The sequence below is a fragment of the Paenibacillus sp. FSL P4-0184 genome, from assembly GCF_038004625.1.
Classification (GTDB): Bacteria; Bacillota; Bacilli; order Paenibacillales; family Paenibacillaceae; genus Paenibacillus_AQ.
On sequence record NZ_JBBORN010000001.1, the window covers coordinates 3,249,264 to 3,266,415 of the forward strand.

Annotated in this window: 13 protein-coding genes and 1 riboswitch; of the genes, 11 read left to right on the forward strand and 2 right to left on the reverse strand. The window is 46.1% G+C overall.

From position 1 onward, the window contains the following. Positions 1-3: 3 nt before the first annotated feature. The 6 genes from MKY52_RS14195 (at position 4) to MKY52_RS14220 (ending at position 7,477) form a co-directional block, all read left to right on the forward strand. A complete protein-coding gene (locus tag MKY52_RS14195) occupies positions 4-5,163 on the forward strand; it encodes a glycosyl hydrolase family 8 (RefSeq protein ID WP_341051873.1) in 5,160 nt (1,719 codons plus the stop codon). A 203-nt stretch (positions 5,164-5,366) separates the two neighbouring features. Beyond that, positions 5,367-5,654 (forward strand): hypothetical protein, encoded by a 288-nt coding sequence (locus MKY52_RS14200; protein ID WP_042191504.1) that lies wholly within the window; start codon positions 5,367-5,369, stop codon positions 5,652-5,654. Positions 5,655-5,678: 24 nt separating this feature from the next. Beyond that, entirely contained in the window at positions 5,679-6,023 is a 345-nt protein-coding gene (locus tag MKY52_RS14205; protein ID WP_042191502.1) for a hypothetical protein, read from the forward strand. Then, positions 6,020-6,322 (forward strand): hypothetical protein, encoded by a 303-nt coding sequence (locus MKY52_RS14210; RefSeq protein ID WP_042130853.1) that lies wholly within the window; start codon positions 6,020-6,022, stop codon positions 6,320-6,322. Before MKY52_RS14205 ends, MKY52_RS14210 begins: the two co-directional genes overlap by 4 nt. A gap of 4 nt (positions 6,323-6,326) precedes the next feature. Beyond that, positions 6,327-6,743 carry a hypothetical protein gene (locus MKY52_RS14215; RefSeq protein WP_094876886.1) on the forward strand — a complete coding sequence of 139 codons (417 nt, stop codon included), beginning with the start codon at positions 6,327-6,329 and terminating at the stop codon, positions 6,741-6,743. Positions 6,744-6,949: 206 nt separating this feature from the next. After that, positions 6,950-7,477 (forward strand): GNAT family N-acetyltransferase, encoded by a 528-nt coding sequence (locus MKY52_RS14220; RefSeq protein ID WP_341051876.1) that lies wholly within the window; start codon positions 6,950-6,952, stop codon positions 7,475-7,477. A 61-nt stretch (positions 7,478-7,538) separates the two neighbouring features. On the opposite strand, the gene MKY52_RS14225 is transcribed toward MKY52_RS14220, so the two are convergent. After that, positions 7,539-8,018, reverse strand: coding sequence for a DL-endopeptidase inhibitor IseA family protein (locus MKY52_RS14225; RefSeq protein ID WP_341051878.1), 480 nt, complete (start codon positions 8,016-8,018; stop codon positions 7,539-7,541). A 258-nt stretch (positions 8,019-8,276) separates the two neighbouring features. Continuing rightward, a riboswitch (purine riboswitch) is annotated at positions 8,277-8,375 on the forward strand. 67 nt (positions 8,376-8,442) lie between these two features. Between MKY52_RS14225 and MKY52_RS14230 the strand changes: the two genes are divergently transcribed. From MKY52_RS14230 to wsfD, 3 genes are all read left to right on the forward strand, one after another. After that, positions 8,443-9,780 (forward strand): 5'-deoxyadenosine deaminase, encoded by a 1,338-nt coding sequence (locus tag MKY52_RS14230; RefSeq protein ID WP_341051880.1) that lies wholly within the window; start codon positions 8,443-8,445, stop codon positions 9,778-9,780. A 198-nt stretch (positions 9,781-9,978) separates the two neighbouring features. Continuing rightward, positions 9,979-11,871, forward strand: a complete 1,893-nt coding sequence (locus tag MKY52_RS14235; RefSeq protein ID WP_341051881.1) for an LTA synthase family protein — start codon at positions 9,979-9,981, stop codon at positions 11,869-11,871. A gap of 8 nt (positions 11,872-11,879) precedes the next feature. After that, the gene (gene wsfD / locus MKY52_RS14240; protein WP_341051883.1) at positions 11,880-13,295 is read left to right on the forward strand and encodes a glycan biosynthesis hexose transferase WsfD; all 1,416 of its coding nucleotides are present in this window, start codon (positions 11,880-11,882) and stop codon (positions 13,293-13,295) included. A gap of 147 nt (positions 13,296-13,442) precedes the next feature. On the opposite strand, the gene MKY52_RS14245 is transcribed toward wsfD, so the two are convergent. Then, positions 13,443-14,204 carry an AAA family ATPase gene (locus MKY52_RS14245; RefSeq protein WP_149644975.1) on the reverse strand — a complete coding sequence of 254 codons (762 nt, stop codon included), beginning with the start codon at positions 14,202-14,204 and terminating at the stop codon, positions 13,443-13,445. A 436-nt stretch (positions 14,205-14,640) separates the two neighbouring features. Here MKY52_RS14245 and MKY52_RS14250 point away from each other — a divergent pair, with 436 nt between their 5' ends. Both MKY52_RS14250 and MKY52_RS14255 read left to right on the forward strand, forming a co-directional pair. Then, positions 14,641-15,735: a CgeB family protein gene (locus MKY52_RS14250; RefSeq protein WP_341051888.1), complete on the forward strand. Its 1,095-nt coding sequence runs from the start codon at positions 14,641-14,643 to the stop codon at positions 15,733-15,735. A gap of 51 nt (positions 15,736-15,786) precedes the next feature. Further along, positions 15,787-16,902 carry a CgeB family protein gene (locus MKY52_RS14255; RefSeq protein WP_341053421.1) on the forward strand — a complete coding sequence of 372 codons (1,116 nt, stop codon included), beginning with the start codon at positions 15,787-15,789 and terminating at the stop codon, positions 16,900-16,902. The last annotated feature ends 250 nt before the right edge of the window (positions 16,903-17,152 follow it).

Sequence of the window (17,152 nt, forward strand, 5' to 3'; positions counted from 1 at the left end):
AGAGTGCAAAAGAAGGGTCATTTGAAAAGAAGGCTGCACCAATCCATTTCTTTGTTGCTCGTGCTTATACTGCTGCCATTCCAGATTGCAAATGCTGCACCTGCACCAGATGCTGTCGGTTCAGATTCAATAACCGGTGTAAAGACGATAGCCGAATGGGTGTTTGATGAGGCCGCTGAAAATGTGGGGGTAATCTCGGCTACATACGGCATCTATGAGACAGCGTCTACTTTTCGCAATGTAGGCGGTGTGTTCGAGGATGTGGATGTAAGCAAGAAAGCGATCAGCTATCAGGGCTGGGACAATGGAAACGGGAAAAAGTATTGGCTTGCTACCGTGTCTACAACCGGGTTTGAGAAGATCACCTTATCCTCTGAGCAAAATTCATCCGGGTCAGGTCCGCGTGATTTTAAAGTGCAGACGAGTGTAGACCGACAAACGTGGGAGGATGTGCCGAATACGAATCTTAAAATGGCCGTCTCCAGTTTTGATTGCCCGGGCGATACCTGCAGATTGGTGAATACTCCCCTTCCGAACAGCAATGATCGGGAAATATTATATATTCGCTGGATCGTCAGCTCCGATAACAACACCAGGGGGAATGATGAGGGCATAGGGGGTTCAGGTTCCAGTAGAATCCGAAATATCAAGGTGTCCGGCGAGCCAATCCCGGGGAAAGAACCTGTCATTCCTACCGTAGATCTTGTCCAGCAGCCTGCAGACGGTTCTGGAAATGTGTCTCCCGAAGCTCCCGTTGAAATCAAATTCAACAAGGCCATTGCCCTTGATCCGGGTTATGCTGTCCGATTTGCCGATGAGAACGATCAACCGGTTGATGGGGTTACACTTGAAGTCTTAAACAGAAATACTTTGCGGATAAACCATCCTCCGTTGACTTATGGGAAGTCTTACACAGTAACTATACCCAAGGAGCTTATCAAGGGGGCAGATCTTGTGCCGCTGGTTCGGGAAGTTTCCTGGAGTTTTGGCGTTCAGGATTCGCCTCTTGCTCCAAAATCCATCAATATGACGTTTAACGGAGATCCAAAGACGAGCATTGCTTTGGCCTGGTACACGGATGCAATGACGGATACCGTGGTGCAGGTTATAGAAGCCTCAAAGGTTATGGGGAACATTTTCCCGGAGAACGGGGCTTTGACTTATCAGGGAGAGGCCGAAGAAATTGAGACCTTTATGAGTAAAAGCGACAGAAGCACGAACCATAAAACGAAATTTATTAGTCATAAAGTCATTGCAGACCAGCTTCAACCGGGAACAGCTTACAAGTTTCGGGCAGGTAACGGTAAATCAGGTGATTGGAGCTCTATCGGCTCGTTCACTACCGATGCTGCCGGCCACCAGCCTTTCCGTTTTATCGCCGGTTCCGATTCACAGGCTTCCAGCAAGTCTGACTTTGAGCCTTGGGGTGATACCTTCCGGAAAGCAGTTGATTATATAGGCGACCCTAAATTCTTGATCAGCGCCGGAGATCTGGTGGATAACGGTGATTTGGAGGAGCAGTGGCAATGGATGCTCGGAGCAGCCCAGAATCAATTGCTGCAAGTGCCATATGTGCCTGTACTTGGCGGTCATGAGGTCATGGATTATGACGGAGACGAGACGACGCCGAATAACAACTTCTACAACCATTTCAACTTGCCGAAACAGGTTGTTGCGGATACCCATGAAGGCTCTGTGTATTCTTTTGAATACGGTGATGCACTCTATCTTGTCTTCAATTCGCAGTATTCGGGGGCACTTGCAGAGAATGGGAAAGATGTGGAATGGGCAGATGACCAATTCTGGGACCAAGTGGCCTGGATGAAGAGTACGGTCGCCCGCAGCGACAAGAAGTGGAAGTTTGTTACTTTTCACAAAAGCCCCTATGCAGCAGGCGACAATTCTGCACAATGGGAAGACGATCGCGTCCAGTTTTACAAGAAATACCTGATTCCTGCCTTTGACGAGATGGGCATCGATATGGTGTTCGAGGCCCATGATCATATGTATATGAGATCCTTCCAAATGTACAATGATGAAGTTATTCCCAAGGAGAAGCTGACATTTGATGGAGAGGGCAATGCGCTCAACCCCAAAGGCACGGTCTATCTCATGTCTAATGCATTCGGAAATAAATTCTATTATAAGAACAATCAATATGAACTGGATGAGAATGGAGAACCCCGCGAGATTCAGGACGAAAACGGGAATCCGGTTCCTTATGATGATTACTTTGCAGCCATCGACGAACAGCCGGAGAAGAAGATGTTTACGGATGTTTCCATCACAGACCGGGTGCTTTCCTTTACAGCATATACCGCAGCCGTAGCGGATGAGAATCAGCCGGACACCGTTGGCGACGGCCTAAAAGCATATGACAAGTATGGGATCAAGCGAACGGACACCAAGCCGGACCCGGCGGAAGCGGTGAAGGTGAAATTGAACGGCAGCAAGGCGGTTCTGACCTGGAGTGCACCTTCCACAAGTACAGAACCTGTAAGAGGATTCCGGATTTATGAGAAGAATGACAAGGTGAAGACACACTGGAGTATATATGTGCCAGCAGCGGAAGGTCAAACGGAATACACCTACACGGTAGATGATATCAATCCTGCGAAAAAATATGAATTTATTGTCAAAGCGGTCGGCACAAGAATCAATTCAGATCCGGTCGAAGTCAGTACAATCGAAGGTCCAAGCGAGTCGGAGCCGCCTTCAGCACCTTCAGATTTAAAAGGAACTGCGGTTTCTCCTTACCAAATCAACTTGAAATGGACGGCATCGGCCGGCAATATTCAGGCAGCGGGCTACAATGTATACCGCAACGGCAGCAAGGTCGGCACGACGAAGGAAATATCCTACGGCGATACCGGGTTAACTCCGGATACGGCCTATAGTTATACTGTGAAGGCCTATAATGCAGAAGAGAAGGAATCGCTGGCGAGCAATACCGTTCAAGTAAAGACCAAACCTTCATCCACTGGAGAGGGTGTCCATAAGGCATTTCCGCAGCATACGTCTTATGTGGCCGGCTCCATTAAGCCGAATCACTTGACTCAGGCCCAACTGGACGCTACGGTGGGCAGATTATATAACGAGTGGAAAACAAAATATCTGAAACAAAATCCATATCAGTCAGACCAGTATTACGTGTGGTATAGCGACGGAGATTGGTTTGAGAATAACGAGATTACAGTTTCAGAAGCGCATGGCTACGGAATGCTGATTACCGCTTTGCTCGCGGGTCATGATCCGGAGGCTAAGAAGTATTTTGACGGAATGTATCGCTATTTCAGAGCACATCCAAGTGAAATCAATCCCGATTTAATGGCATGGCAGCAAGCGGATACCGGCACGGAAATTATTGATATCAATGGTGTGGATTCGGCAACCGACGGCGATATGGATATTGCTTACGCCCTTCTGCTTGCCGACAGCCAATGGGGCAGCAGCGGGGAAATTAACTACTTGTCCCAGGCCAAAAAGGTAATCAACGCCATTATGAAAAGCGATGTCAACCATTCCGAGTGGACATTGAAATTGGCGGATTGGGTCAGTGACAATGATTCCATGTTCGGCAATGCTACACGTCCATCCGATTTTATGCTGCAGCATCTGAAAGATTTTAAAAATGTATCCGGAGACCCCAATTGGGATCGTGTTACCGATAAGACGTACAACATCATTAATAGTCTGTATGAAAATTACAGTCCAAAAGCCGGTTTGTTGCCGGATTTTGTATTCAAGGATGATACGGATGGGCAATACAAACCAGTAAGCCAGAAGATATGGGATACCCCGGATGGATACTTCCTGGAATCGGAAAATGACGGGGATTACAACTACAACTCTTCCCGTATTCCCTGGCGGATCAGTACGGATTATCTCCTGACAGGTGATAACCGGGCTAAAGAGCAGCTCACCACGCTGAACCGCTGGATTCGGGCCAAGGCGGATAATGATCCGGCCAAGATCCTTGCGGGATATAAGCTGGACGGCACGGAAGCAATCAATGATTATGCAGACACATCCTTCTCCGCACCGATGATGGTCAGCGCCATGATCGATTCATCCAATCAGGAGTGGCTGAATAAATTATGGGATTATAATGCGGCCGTTTCCACTGAAGACGATTTATATTTTGGCAATAATCTGCGTCTGCTCAGCATGATTGTGGCATCCGGCAACTGGTGGACACCAACCATCGTTGATACTGAGGCTCCCATGGAACCAACAATAGAGAGAGCGGAAGCGGTATCCAGCTCTGCCATTGATCTAAAATGGACACCTTCCACGGATAATTTGGGAGTAACGGGATACAGGATTTACCGCAATGACGTTGAAATCAAGACACTGGAGGCAACAGAATACAGAGATAGCGGTTTATCTGCGGATACCCAGTACAAATACTATATTATAGCTGTTGATGCAGCAGGAAATACGTCCAAGATAAGCAATGTGAGAATCGTATCTACATTAAAGGCCAGCGGGGACGGTAGCTCGGGCAGCGGCGGAGGTGGTAACCCGACTCCAACGCCAACGCCGGCAGCTCCGAAGCCAAGTGAAGGTCCGTCGACAACACCGGCACCAACACCGGAACTGCAGCCAAAGAAACCTGTTTTCAGTGATATCGGCAGCCATTTGTGGGCCAAGGAGGCTATTGAAGCTCTGGCGGCTAAAGGAATCGTTCAGGGAACGTCGAGTACTTTCTTTGAACCGGGCGCCAAGATGAAAAGAGCGGATTTTATATTGCTTCTGGTCAGAGCGTTTAATTTAAAGGCTGGTTTTGAAGTGAGCTTCGCGGATGCCGATCAGGACGCATACTATTATGAAGCGCTGGGAATCGCCAAACAATTGGGCATTGCCAGCGGAGTCGGCGGCAACAGGTTCAATCCGGGAGCAGAGATTTCCCGGCAGGATATGATGGTATTCATCGTAAGAGCATTGCAGAAGTCAGGAAAATTAGCAGAGGCCGGTTCTATCTCCGACCTTGGCAAATTTGCGGATGCCTCTAAAGTGGCTGATTACGCCGTGAAGGCAGCAGCCGTACTGGTCAGGGAGGGCATTGTCCTTGGTGAAGGGAAATTGCTCCATCCAACGGGAGCTGCAACCCGCGCCGAAACGGCGGTTCTCTTTTACAGAATCATCAATAAATATTATTAATCCAAAAGGCCAACAGCCCGTTCCAATGGACCGGGCTGTTGGCCTTTTATTTTCCATTTACACGGCCTGTTGCAATTTTCTAAAGTATCCAGTGTCCGCCAATCCGCTTGTTTAGACACGTAACTTGCCTTTATATCCTCGGCACCGTCCCGGCTTCTGCCGCATATGCTGTAGCAGGGCGTTTGAGCAAAGGAGACATGAAGGTGCAGAATAAAATAACAAAAGTCCTGCAGCACATGGCCCATACGCACGAACAGATGGCGCGGATATTAGATGCCGAGCGCCACGTGGCTGTCCGTATGTCGCAAATTGTCCACGATCTGCCAGATGCAGATCCCGGTTTTGACGGTATCAGCGGGATGATCGAAAGCTCAACTCAAGTAAACAAGAATATTATTGCTTACTTGAACGCACTTGCAGATCTGGAAGAAGCGATGGCTGAAGGGGTAGGCAGAGTAATTAAGGAATTGAACGGCCAAGAAGAAGAGTAACGCTATAGGAGCAGGAGGCGGATGATGAGCAGAGAAAAGGCTTATCTGCAAATGCTGGAGTCGACCGCCACTATCCAGTGGAACATTGCAATGATTCTGGAAGCTAAGGCGGTTGAAGCTGAAAAGGTAAAACAGTGGGCACAACATCATATCCACGCTAGAGCTTTCGAATCTCATGAAGAGCAGCTGAAGGAATCCCTCTCCATTCACGAAGTTATCGTGGAAATGGTCGAAGGGCTGACTAAACTGGAGAATGGACTCTACAGCAATTTAAAAGCAGTGCTGGGCAGTGGTGAAGATGATGGTGGCGGGGAAGGTTTTGGAGACATGTCAGGTGATGGGTTCAGTTTTGGAGAAGACAGCAAATGAGCGGGGACCGTCTCTCTGAACATGCCGTCAAGCTGGAGATGATCCGCTCCATTTCGCGCAGTCAGGCTGCTTTGGCGGCCATCTTGGAGAGCATCGCCGAATTGACGGGGCAATCTGAGCTGACGGCCCGCAAATTGAGCGACAATATCAGAATCTTAAGTGGGTATCAGAGCGCGATGTGCCGGATGATGTCCGGGATTTCACTACATCAACCGAAACGGGGAATTCCTGCTGCGCCATGGCTGAGCAAGGCATACGCCGTAGGAACCTCCAGAGATCATGGAGCACAGGAGGAATAGAAGCATGAAGAAAAAGAGCCTTAGAACATTACGTTCAGGCAGAACCCGCAGACGCACACTACTTCTCTCGCGGAAAACGAAAGTGCGTAGAGGTCTAGCCCGCAAACCCCGCAGAGGACTTTCTCGGAAAATCGTTCGTTATGGAAAGACGAAGAAGGGTCTTTTGGTACGAAAGAAAAGAAGACTCCGCCGCAAGCTTGTTCGAAAGGTGAGGGTTATACAAGCACCAGTTCATGTAGTGCCGGTTATCGAGGCTCCACCTGCCCCGCAGGTCATTCCGCTCCCCCCGGATCTTGGCGTTTCGCCGGAAACGCCACCGGCAGACGCCTTTCAGCAGGGGTACACAGAAGCATACAACGTGGGGTTCGACGCCGGTTTCGCCAAGGGCTTCGAGGACGGGCATAAGCTGGAGTTTAATTGAGCAGCGGCAGGTAAGTTAAGAGGAAGGGACCCGGAGATCTAATCTATGACGTGTTATTCTGATCTTTCGTGTCCCTCAGCTTAGAGGGATTGCATCCTCTCTGGAATCATCCTACTATCGGAATTTGTCTCCGAATATGATAGACTTCTAAAACGAGAATCTATTCAGAGGTTTTCAGATGTCGATAAGAAAGAGGGGATAGCAGGATGCAAGTAATAAATGGGATCAGAAAAGCTAGACAGGATGAGATCGAAGAGATCATGGAATTGATCTCAAAATGTGTACAAGTTATGCAGGCCGCTGGAAGCGACCAGTGGGATGAGAGCTATCCGAATAAAGAGATTATCGAACTGGATATCGCACAGGGTACCTTATATGTATGTGAAGAAGATCAAGCTATCGCGGGTATTCTTGTACTGGATGAGAATGCTTCTGAGGAATATAACAAGATCGAGTGGAAGCAAAATCAAGGGCCACATCTGATTATGCATCGTTTAGCAGTTCATCCACATATTCAGGGAAAAGGGATTGCGACTAGGCTAATTGCTTTCGCGGAGGATTACGCAGCGCGTAATGGTTACACAAGTATTCGGCTGGATACTTATGCGAAGAATACTAGAGCATTGGAAATCTATCCTCGCCTTGGTTATGACCATAGAGGTGAAGTGGGTTTTCCGAACCGTACGGCGAACTTTCCAGTATTCGAGAAGGTGCTGAAACCGGAACATAGTTAGGAAGATTTAACATAAAAAAAGGTTCAGAGGGTTAACCTCTGGACCTTTTTTCTTTATTCCCTTAACGGCATGTCTGGTATCGAGTATCGGTATTTTTTTGATCCCGGTTAAGGATAAGAAGCCTTCTACCGGATACGCCGATCAGGTAACGAACGTTAACGATATCTTCATCGCTCATATCATCAATGGACAGAACTGCTGTAAGGCGTATCCTTGTTGATGTGCGACCCGTAACAGTGAGTCTTCTTGGGATAAAAGCAATGGTTCCTGTATCTCCCGATATTACATAAAGCCTGTTGTTTCTAAAAACGGTTTTTAAATTACAGAACATGGTGTTGCTCATTGTAATACCCCAGTACTTTCTAAAATACGAAATGACCTTAGCTCTGGTACTGAATCTAACCGGCAGACGATAATAATCGGCGCCATCAACGCGGATCACTCTGCGAGAATCGGCAGAATCGTAGACCTCGAACCATACTTTTTCAGCAGCGGCGATGAATGCTTGCAACTCATTTGGGGTTTGAGAAATTGTTGGCATTTGATCTCCTCCTCGCTATTACTTTATTAAAAGCGAAGCTATCGGTTCGGGTGATAGGACGAGTATAAAAGCGGAACTTAAGAAACATTGATAAGTAGTGTGGAAAATCATAATTTGAGTTAGGTTTTTTTACATACGAATAGAGATAATCATTGTTTTTAATTGTGAATAGATCTAATCAAGAAATTTGTGTTAGTTTAAGTAACTTTTGTTGACATTAAACCTGTCTTTGTCTTATGATTGATTTATTCAAATTTGGAATAGAATAGCTTCTCTTTTCGTATATCCTTAATAATTGGTTTAAGGGTCTCTACCGGAAACCGTAAATTTCTGGCTACGAAAATATGCTACGGCATATTTTTGTGGCCTTTTTGTGTTACACCGTGAAACGGCAAACGAATGAACAATGAGGGGGATAAGGACAATGGGGAGTATTCTGATCAAAGATGCTGAGATCATTACAATGAACAAACAGGAGGAAATTATTGTCGGGGATGTTCGAATTAAGGATGATATCATCGTAGAAATCGGCATTGGTCTGATCCCGCAGGGAGACGAAAAGGTCATCGATGCCACGAACCGTACGTTAATTCCCGGTTTTGTTCAGACGCATATTCATTTATGCCAGACGTTATTCCGTGGGAAGGGAGATGATCTGGAGCTTATGGACTGGCTGCGTAAACGGATTTGGCCGTTAGAGGCAGCGCATGATGAGGAATCCCTTTATTATTCGGCGATGCTCGGTATTGGAGAACTGATTTCCAGCGGAACCACTACGATTGTTGATATGGAGACTGTTCACCATACGGACTATGCTTTTCAGGCCATTGCTAAAAGTGGAATACGTGCTTTGTCCGGTAAGGTGATGATGGATCAAAAAGGAGGAGATGTGCCTGAAGCACTGCAGGAGGATACCGCTTCTTCTTTACAGGAAAGTGTGGATTTGCTTGAAAAATGGAATGGCTATGGCAATGGAAGGATTCAATATGCGTTCTCTCCGCGTTTTGTAATATCCTGCACCGAACCCTTGTTAACCGAGGTACGAGATCTCTCCGCAAGGTATGATGTGAAGGTGCACACCCATGCTTCTGAGAATTTAGGGGAGATTGAGATTGTACAGGCGATGACCGGGATGCGTAACATCGTCTATCTGGACCATCTAGGATTAGCTAATGAGCGCTTAATACTGGCGCATTGTGTATGGCTGGATGCTGAGGAGCGGCGCATATTGCGGGATCGTGGAGTTCATGTAAGTCATTGCCCTGGCTCAAATCTGAAACTAGCCTCCGGAATTGCTGATACACCGGGGATGCTCCATGATCATGTGTCACTAAGTCTGGGTGCAGACGGTGCACCGTGTAATAACAATCTGGATATGTTTAATGAAATGCGGCTCGCGGCAATTATTCAGAAGCCTCAACATGGACCTACAACGATGGATGCCCGCAGTGTATTTCGTATGGCAACTATAGGCGGGGCAAAAGCGGTAGGGATGGAAGATAAGATCGGCAGTATCGAGGTGGGTAAAAAAGCAGACCTAGTGCTCCTGAATCTCTTCAATTTCCATACCTTCCCCTCCTACGACGTTGATCCCATCTCTAGAATTGTATATTCTGCTACCCGGGCAGATGTGGAAACTACGATTATCGACGGGGAGATCGTGATGGAAAGAGGTCTGCTGAAGACTGTAGATAAGGAAGTTGTGTTAAATGAAGCGAACCGTTCTATTAAAAGATTGCTTAAGTATACTTCAATCGTCTGAAGATTGATCAACTCATAGTTAACAGGGATGTTCCAATGCCGAAAGAGCAGCGGGGCATCTCTTTTTTCGAGTGGAAGATAATTCTACCATTTTGATAAAAAAAGTAAGTATTGTTATACTAGAACAACCTGATATTTTACAAATTACTAGAATAGATTTGATATTTCGAACAAATGAACATGTAAGAGGGGATTATAAGTGAAAAAGCAAGGGCCGGATCGCGCCCATTTTTTTATCGTTGTTATATTGTTATGGTTAAAGCTGTTGCTTCTGAGAGTGTTGTTCTTTGATAGAATTGCTTGGGAATGGATTGCAGCGGATGTAGCGCCAGTCCTTTTTATTATGGGGATTTTAACGGTGATTACGCCATCTAGGGTGAGAACAACCGTCTATTGGATATTTAACGGCTTTTTATCGCTGTTGCTGTTCGCAGCCGCTGTATATTTTAATCACTTTGGTTCTGTTCCAACCTACCTGGCCTTATCTGAAATCAATCAGGTATTTCAAGTGAAGGCAAGCGTAGAATCTACCATAAAGAGTATTGATTACTTATTCTTTGCGGATTTTGTCATCTTCGCTATCTATGGTTTGATTCGCAGATGGAAACAAGGAAAGACCTACCCGCGTGAACGCTTTAGTTCCCGGAAGACAGGATTCGTGCAAGTGGTGGTGATTCTGGTATCCATTATTGGAGGTTTTTCTTTATCGGCATATTCTGTCCACTCTGCACGGGGGATTACAAATGAGCTTGTACAGGCGGAAACTGCCGGATTTCTAAATTATGAAGTCGTTGCTGCGATTAAGATTAATGAAGATAACAATCTCATTGGAACGGGTGATATTAAGGATACGATTGCGAAGGTTGACGCGCTGCAATCTTCCTATCCTTATAGTGACAAGCCAGCGGGTACGACTCCTGATTATTTTGGCTCACAAAAGGGTAAAAATGTAATTGTGCTACAATTAGAAGCTTTTCAGAATTTCCCACTACATCAATCCCTGGATGGTCAAGAATTGACGCCAGTCATGAATAAGTTAGCGGATGAGGGCCTTTATTTTCCTCATGTTTACCAGCAGATTGGTCCAGGGAATACATCTGACGCTGAATTCATGAGCAATACGTCTATTTATCCGATTGGTACTTTGGCCATGTCTACCGGATTCGGGGACAGAGAATTGCCAAGCTTACCACGACTGCTAAGAGATAAAGGGTATGAGGCATACACCTTTCATGTGAATAAAGTAGGGTTTTGGAATCGGAATGAGCTATATCCGGCGCTTGGGTTTAATGGTTATTATGACAAAGATTATTTTACGAATGATCATTTTAATGCGTTTGGTGCTTCCGATGAACAACTGTATATTACGGGTGTCGAGAAATTGACAGAGCTGAAGAAGAAGGGAACTCCCTTCTACGCACAGATGGTGACAGCATCCAGTCATCATCCTTTCAAAATCCCAGATTCCTTTAAGAAAATCACTGTGCCTGATAATTTGAAGGATACGATGCTTGGTGATTATTTGACCGCTATAAACTATACTGATTATGCCATAGGTACTTTAATAGAAGGTTTGAAAGAAAATGGATTGTGGGATAACACTGTTCTGGTCATGTATGGCGACCACTTTGGCCTGCAGCCTCAGGACGTTCCGCCAGAGCAAGTGGAAAGTGCACTTGGTGTTCCATATGATTCCCGGATCAGCCGCTTTAATATTCCACTCATTGTGCGTGTGCCGGGAATGGAGCAAGGGAAGGTAGTAGAGCGTACGGGAGGACAACTAGATATCCTTCCTACGATTGCTAATTTAATGGGTGTTTCACTACAACAAGAAGGTTATACAGCCTTTGGTCATGACCTGCTCAACATTGATCGTAATGTGTTAGGGATGAGATATTATTTGCCTTCCGGCTCCTTCTTTAATGATGACATTCTCTATGTCCCTGGAAAAGGATTTGCAGATGGTGAAGCTGTGTCGCTGGATACGCTCAAGCCGGTAACGGACTTCTCGAAATATCAGAGCGATTATGAGTATGTATTGAAGCTAATGAATTTGTCCGACGAATATGTGAAGCTGTTACCACAGAGATAGGGGGAATCATGAAAAAGTTCTGGAAACCGGAGTATCTCGTAAGCCTTGCCGGCTGCGGTCTCATTATTTATCTGCTATTCGTAGGACCTTTTATTGGGGTTGCTGATAATGGAGATTTCCTGCGTATGATGAATACCATCGGTCTGAACTACTATGATACTGCAGCATCGTATACCGACCAGTTTTTTAATTTTAGCCATTCTCGTTTTGCGTATGAGAATTTGTTTAGGGGCTTCTATCCTTCTTCACAGATTTTGATTGTGCTTGTACCGAGGTTGATCGGCGGGCTCATCCATGGCAGCTTTTTTGATGTTAGATTGCTCGGTGCAGTTTACGGTCTTCTTTTACTGGTGGCGACCTGGCTGCTGGTGAAGTACAATGCTCGCGGCTCTTATGTTACGGGGCTGCTGCTAGGTGCAGCTATTTTGTTTGTATTCTATGATATTGGGTATTTGGCATACTTTAACTCCTTGTTTGGAGAACCGGTATCGATGGTGTTTATGCTGTTGACCTTTGCACTGGGGTTAAGACTCACTAGCCAAGAAAAGCCTACGACTAAGGGGTTAACCTTATTTTTTATTGCGATACTGTTTCTGGTCACCTCCAAAATTCAGAATGCGCCGATTGGGATTGCCTTTGCATTGATCTTCCTGCGGTTTATGACGCTTGATGGTGAGCGAAAATGGAGAAAGCTGGCCTTACGCTTTTCGATTGCGATATTTCTGGTATCCATCGTTATGTACGTGACGGCGCCAAAAGAGCTGAAGCATATTAACCTGTATCAGACTGTGTTTTTTGGGATATTAAACGAATCACCAGATGTGAAGGGAGATTTGCAGGATCTCGGATTGCCGGAGCGGTTGGAGGTACTTGCGGGCACGAATTATTTTCAGACCGATACAGTGATCAAACAGGATGATCCTTCGCTGGTACCGGATTTCTACGACCGGGTATCCCATAAGGATGTATTGTTCTTCTACTTAAAACATCCAGGACGGTTAATAGATAATATGGAATATGCTGCTAGTAACAGTATGGCGATTCGTCCTTATTATCTAGGGAACTATGAGAAGAGTGAAAATAAGCCAGCAGGTGCATTATCGTACACTTACAGCGGGTGGAGCGAATTCAAGAACAAGCATATTCCGCATACGCTCGGATTTCTCACTATATTCTATCTGGTGTATTTTGCCGGGGCGGTGTTCCAATATTTCCGTAGTCGGGATGTTCAGGGAAGAGTTGCTGGTGAACTGCTGATGTTATTAGGACTGATAGGGATTTTCTCCTTCCTGGTTCCGATTCTTGGGGACGGAAGGGCTGACATCGGTAAGCATTTATTCTTGTTTAATGTGTGCTTCGATATGATGGTTGTAGTCATGTTCGGATGGGTTGTACACAAGGTAGTGGGAATTGTAAGACGTTAATTTATGGAACAATTCAAACAGCAAGTTTCCGATTATGGAGACTTGCTGTTTTTATTAAAATATAAGAATTTATATGTTCCATGTTGTAAATTATCCTTATATTTCTCGCTTAAACGCTTACCGTCCTTATAGGGACGTCGAAAGTGTTTATGCTTGTTCATCCTCTAATAGCTCACGCAGCATACCCTGGCGGTCATTCATAAATGCTTTGGTCACGGTGTAGTGCTCTGTTTCCTCCAAGGCGACAGACCTTATGCCCTCACCTTCTAGAAGAAAAATCTCAGCTCCGGGATAGGACATTAGAATGGGAGAATGGGTCGCGATAATAAACTGTGAATCCTGTTGCACTAGCTCATGCATACGCACCAGCAGAGACATTTGCCGTAGAGGAGATAGAGCCGCTTCAGGTTCATCGAGAATATAAAGACCACGTCCTCCGAAACGATGAACGAACGCTGCGAAAAAAGACTCTCCGTGAGACTGCTCGTGCAGGGACTTGCCTCCATAGGAGTTCTTGATTGGTGGACCAAAACTAGGCTGTTCATCTAATTCATCAATGTAGGAAGCCACATTATAATAGCTCTCCGCGCGTAGAAAAAAGCCGTCCTTCGGACGTCTAACCCCTCTAGCAATTCTGAAATACTCATAGAGACTCGAATGCGAGGAACGAGTGTTAAAAGAGAAGTTAAGTGTTCCACCTTCAGGATTAAAGCCCCACGCAGCAGCAATTCCCTCTAGCAAGGTAGATTTCCCTGTGCCATTCTCCCCGACAAGAAAGGTTACTGGCTTTTGAAAAATAAGCCGATCCAGTGTTCTTACGGCTGGCAGATGAAATGGATAGGTTTGGAATGATGGAACCTGATCACGAAGCAGTTCTGCATGGCGCAAGTACAACGTGGTGTTGTTCATAGTGTCCCCCTTGTGAATGCTATAAATAATCATTTCCGCTCAGATATGAAGAGATGTAAGTCTCAAGCTAGACCATTATAGTGCGTGTTCAAAAAGTACGGTTTTCAGCACCGAGAAGATTGAAAGAAGGTAGAAACTGAGGAGCGGAGCGTAGTGGAAGCTACGTGAGCACCGGAAGTTTCGCCTGAATTCAATATTCGATGTCGAGTAATCTTCTTGGGGTACTTCGTGATCAAAAGCGGACTTTTTGAACTACCTCTTATAGTATACCAGCATCCTGTGAGTGGATGAAATCATCTAAGGTTCGGGCAAGCCGGGCAAAAGACAGGGGACATCTGCCAATTTAGTTCTAGTAAAGACAGATGTCCATGAGGCGAGTGCTGACTCCGCATATAGTTATACTGTCTTGAGAATACGACGGGGCAGGGTGAAGGCCGTGAAAGCGAGAAAGAGAAAAAAACAAAAGCATCCGCGAGAATATCGCGACGGTTATCACGAAGGATATCGTCTTGGCATGTGTGAGGCTGTGCAGCGTCTGAATACTCCAGGGGTCGAAGCCAGCCGACCATTTAAGTTAATGTATGTTCCTCAAGGATTTCAGGCGATCGACACTGGCGTAACGGAGGCGCTGCAGCAGCTTGTAAGTGAGCTTGTAATAAGTACTCCTGAAACGATGCTAGAAACCGCGGCACGGGAAATGCCTGGGGCAGTGTTAGTGATGAATGGGCTTCATGTATTCCCGGAAAATCATTTAGAACAGATTTCGGAGATAAGAAAGCTAGGCATCCCAACCGCCATTTGGTTTGTGGATGATCCTTATTTTACAGAGGACACTTCAGTCATTTGCAAGCATTATGATCACGTATTTACACATGAGCTGGGTTGCGTAGAGTTTTATCAATCCCTTGGGGTGTCATCGGTTCATTATTTGCCACTATGTGTCAATCCAAAGATGTTCTACCCACGGCGTACCGGCCCGCAATATCAGTATGACATTGTATTTATTGGTAATGCATTTCGTAATCGGACAGAGCTGTTTGACGAACTGGCACCTTATCTTAAGGGGAAAAAAGTGCTTATCGCTGGGGGGTTCTGGGAACGCCTCGCAACCTATGATCAACTTACACCTTTTATCAGCAATGGCTTTATCCCGCCTGAGGAGACAGCGAACTACTACAGTGGTGCAAAAATAGTCATTAATATTCACCGCCCGTGGGAAGAGGGTCAGGATAACCGGAATAGCTACCGCCTTCCTTCTCGTTCTATTAATCCGCGCACCTATGAGATCAGTGCCTGTGGTACTATGCAGCTTACGGATGTTCGTGATGATCTGGGCAATTATTATCGGCCTGGTTATGATCTGGATACTTTTGGCTCCGCTAAGGAATTGCAGCAGAAGATTGAGTACTATCTGAAGCATGAAAAAGAGCGGCGAATCTATGCTTTACGGGGATTGCGGACTACCATGCGAAACCATACATTCACTGCGCGTTTGCCTCATTTGCTGAATGTAATTGCTTCACGTGTATGAAATCTATAACGGGATAAAGGAGCGAGGATTATGAACAATAATGAATTTATTATGCCTACCCCCCCATTACCTCTTACACCTCCGGAGGAAGAAAAGCTGCGTGGTCGTCTGAGTGGTTTTAAGGGTGGTTATGACGAGGGCTATTTACGGGGGCGCCTTGCGATCCTGAATGGTCGGTCTGAAGAAGTATTTCCTGTACGGAATATTCATGTCATGTATGTCGCTTCTGGCAAAGGCTACCCGTACTCTCCTTTAGATGATGCGGTTCTTTGCGCACTGCAAAAATTAACAGCTCAAGTCACGATTACGGATGTGCGTCAAAATCTAGTAGAGCTGGCTGCAGCGCAAAGACCGGATCTGGTATTGGTGCTAGACGGTATGGATTTACCTCTTGAGCAGATCGATGCTCTTCGCACTAGTGGCATTCGGACAGCTATTTGGCTTACTGATGATCCTTATTACACTGACTTTACGGTCAAGATTGTGGCTCACTACGATTTTGTATTCACACTTGAACGTAATTGTATTGATTTCTATCGGGGACTTGGTTGCCCTGAGGTCCATTATCTCCCTTTTGCTGCTCACCTGGAGCATTACCGTCCTACTACAACACGTTCGTCAGTCAATCGGGAAGTTAGCTTTATTGGCTCCGCCTATTGGAACCGGGTCAACTTCTTCCGTGAGATTCTCCCGGACCTGATGAACTATAACACGGTGATTAACGGAATCTGGTGGGATCGTCTGCCTGAGGCTCCGCTCTACGGTGACCGTATTGAAATTGGCAAATGGATGTCCCCACAAGAGACGGCGGTAGCTTACAGCGGCTCCAAAATCGTCATTAACCTCCACCGCTCGCACATTGATGAAGTAGTTAACAACAATACGCTCTCGATTCCCGCCGTTTCTCCGAATCCACGTACCTTTGAAATTGCAGCAACGGGCACGTTGCAATTAGTAGATGCCAGAGATGATATGGGATCTTTTTACAAACCGGATGAAGAAATTGTGACCTTTGCGAGTCCTCAGGAAATGATGGATAAGATCCGTTATTACTTAACCCATGAGGAGGAACGCCGGGCAATCGCGCTGCGTGCTTTTGAACGGACGCTCAAGGATCACACTTACGCAAAACGTATTCACCAGATGCTAACAGTAATCTACGGCTAGACTTTGGCCCAAACTGGATATGGAAATGTGCGCTTAGCAGGGGACAGGTGTCGTGCCGGCATCTGTTTTTCCTCGATATACTGTAGAACCGGACCTCAGCGTATGCCTGTAACCTGATGAAAAGAAGCTGATGGAGCGGCTTGGATAGCTGAGCGGAGGCGAAGGTGGGTTATGGGCTGAGAGGGCGAGGCTCAGGCTAAGCAAATGCTTCCGAAGCGAGTTTTACTACGAAGTAAGAAACTTGAGCAAC

What these genes read in the sequence shown, in the direction of transcription:
- MKY52_RS14205 (WP_042191502.1), top strand. Translation starts at nt 5,679, where the DNA reads ATGAGCAGAGAAAAGGCTTATCTGCAAATGCTGGAGTCGACCGCCACT.
- MKY52_RS14215 (WP_094876886.1), top strand. Translation starts at nt 6,327, where the DNA reads ATGAAGAAAAAGAGCCTTAGAACATTACGTTCAGGCAGAACCCGCAGA.
- MKY52_RS14255 (WP_341053421.1), top strand. Translation starts at nt 15,787, where the DNA reads ATGCCTACCCCCCCATTACCTCTTACACCTCCGGAGGAAGAAAAGCTG.
- MKY52_RS14230 (WP_341051880.1), top strand. Translation starts at nt 8,443, where the DNA reads ATGGGGAGTATTCTGATCAAAGATGCTGAGATCATTACAATGAACAAA.
- MKY52_RS14220 (WP_341051876.1), top strand. Translation starts at nt 6,950, where the DNA reads ATGCAAGTAATAAATGGGATCAGAAAAGCTAGACAGGATGAGATCGAA.
- MKY52_RS14225 (WP_341051878.1), bottom strand. Translation starts at nt 8,018, where the DNA reads ATGCCAACAATTTCTCAAACCCCAAATGAGTTGCAAGCATTCATCGCC.
- wsfD (WP_341051883.1), top strand. Translation starts at nt 11,880, where the DNA reads ATGAAAAAGTTCTGGAAACCGGAGTATCTCGTAAGCCTTGCCGGCTGC.
- MKY52_RS14245 (WP_149644975.1), bottom strand. Translation starts at nt 14,204, where the DNA reads ATGAACAACACCACGTTGTACTTGCGCCATGCAGAACTGCTTCGTGAT.
- MKY52_RS14210 (WP_042130853.1), top strand. Translation starts at nt 6,020, where the DNA reads ATGAGCGGGGACCGTCTCTCTGAACATGCCGTCAAGCTGGAGATGATC.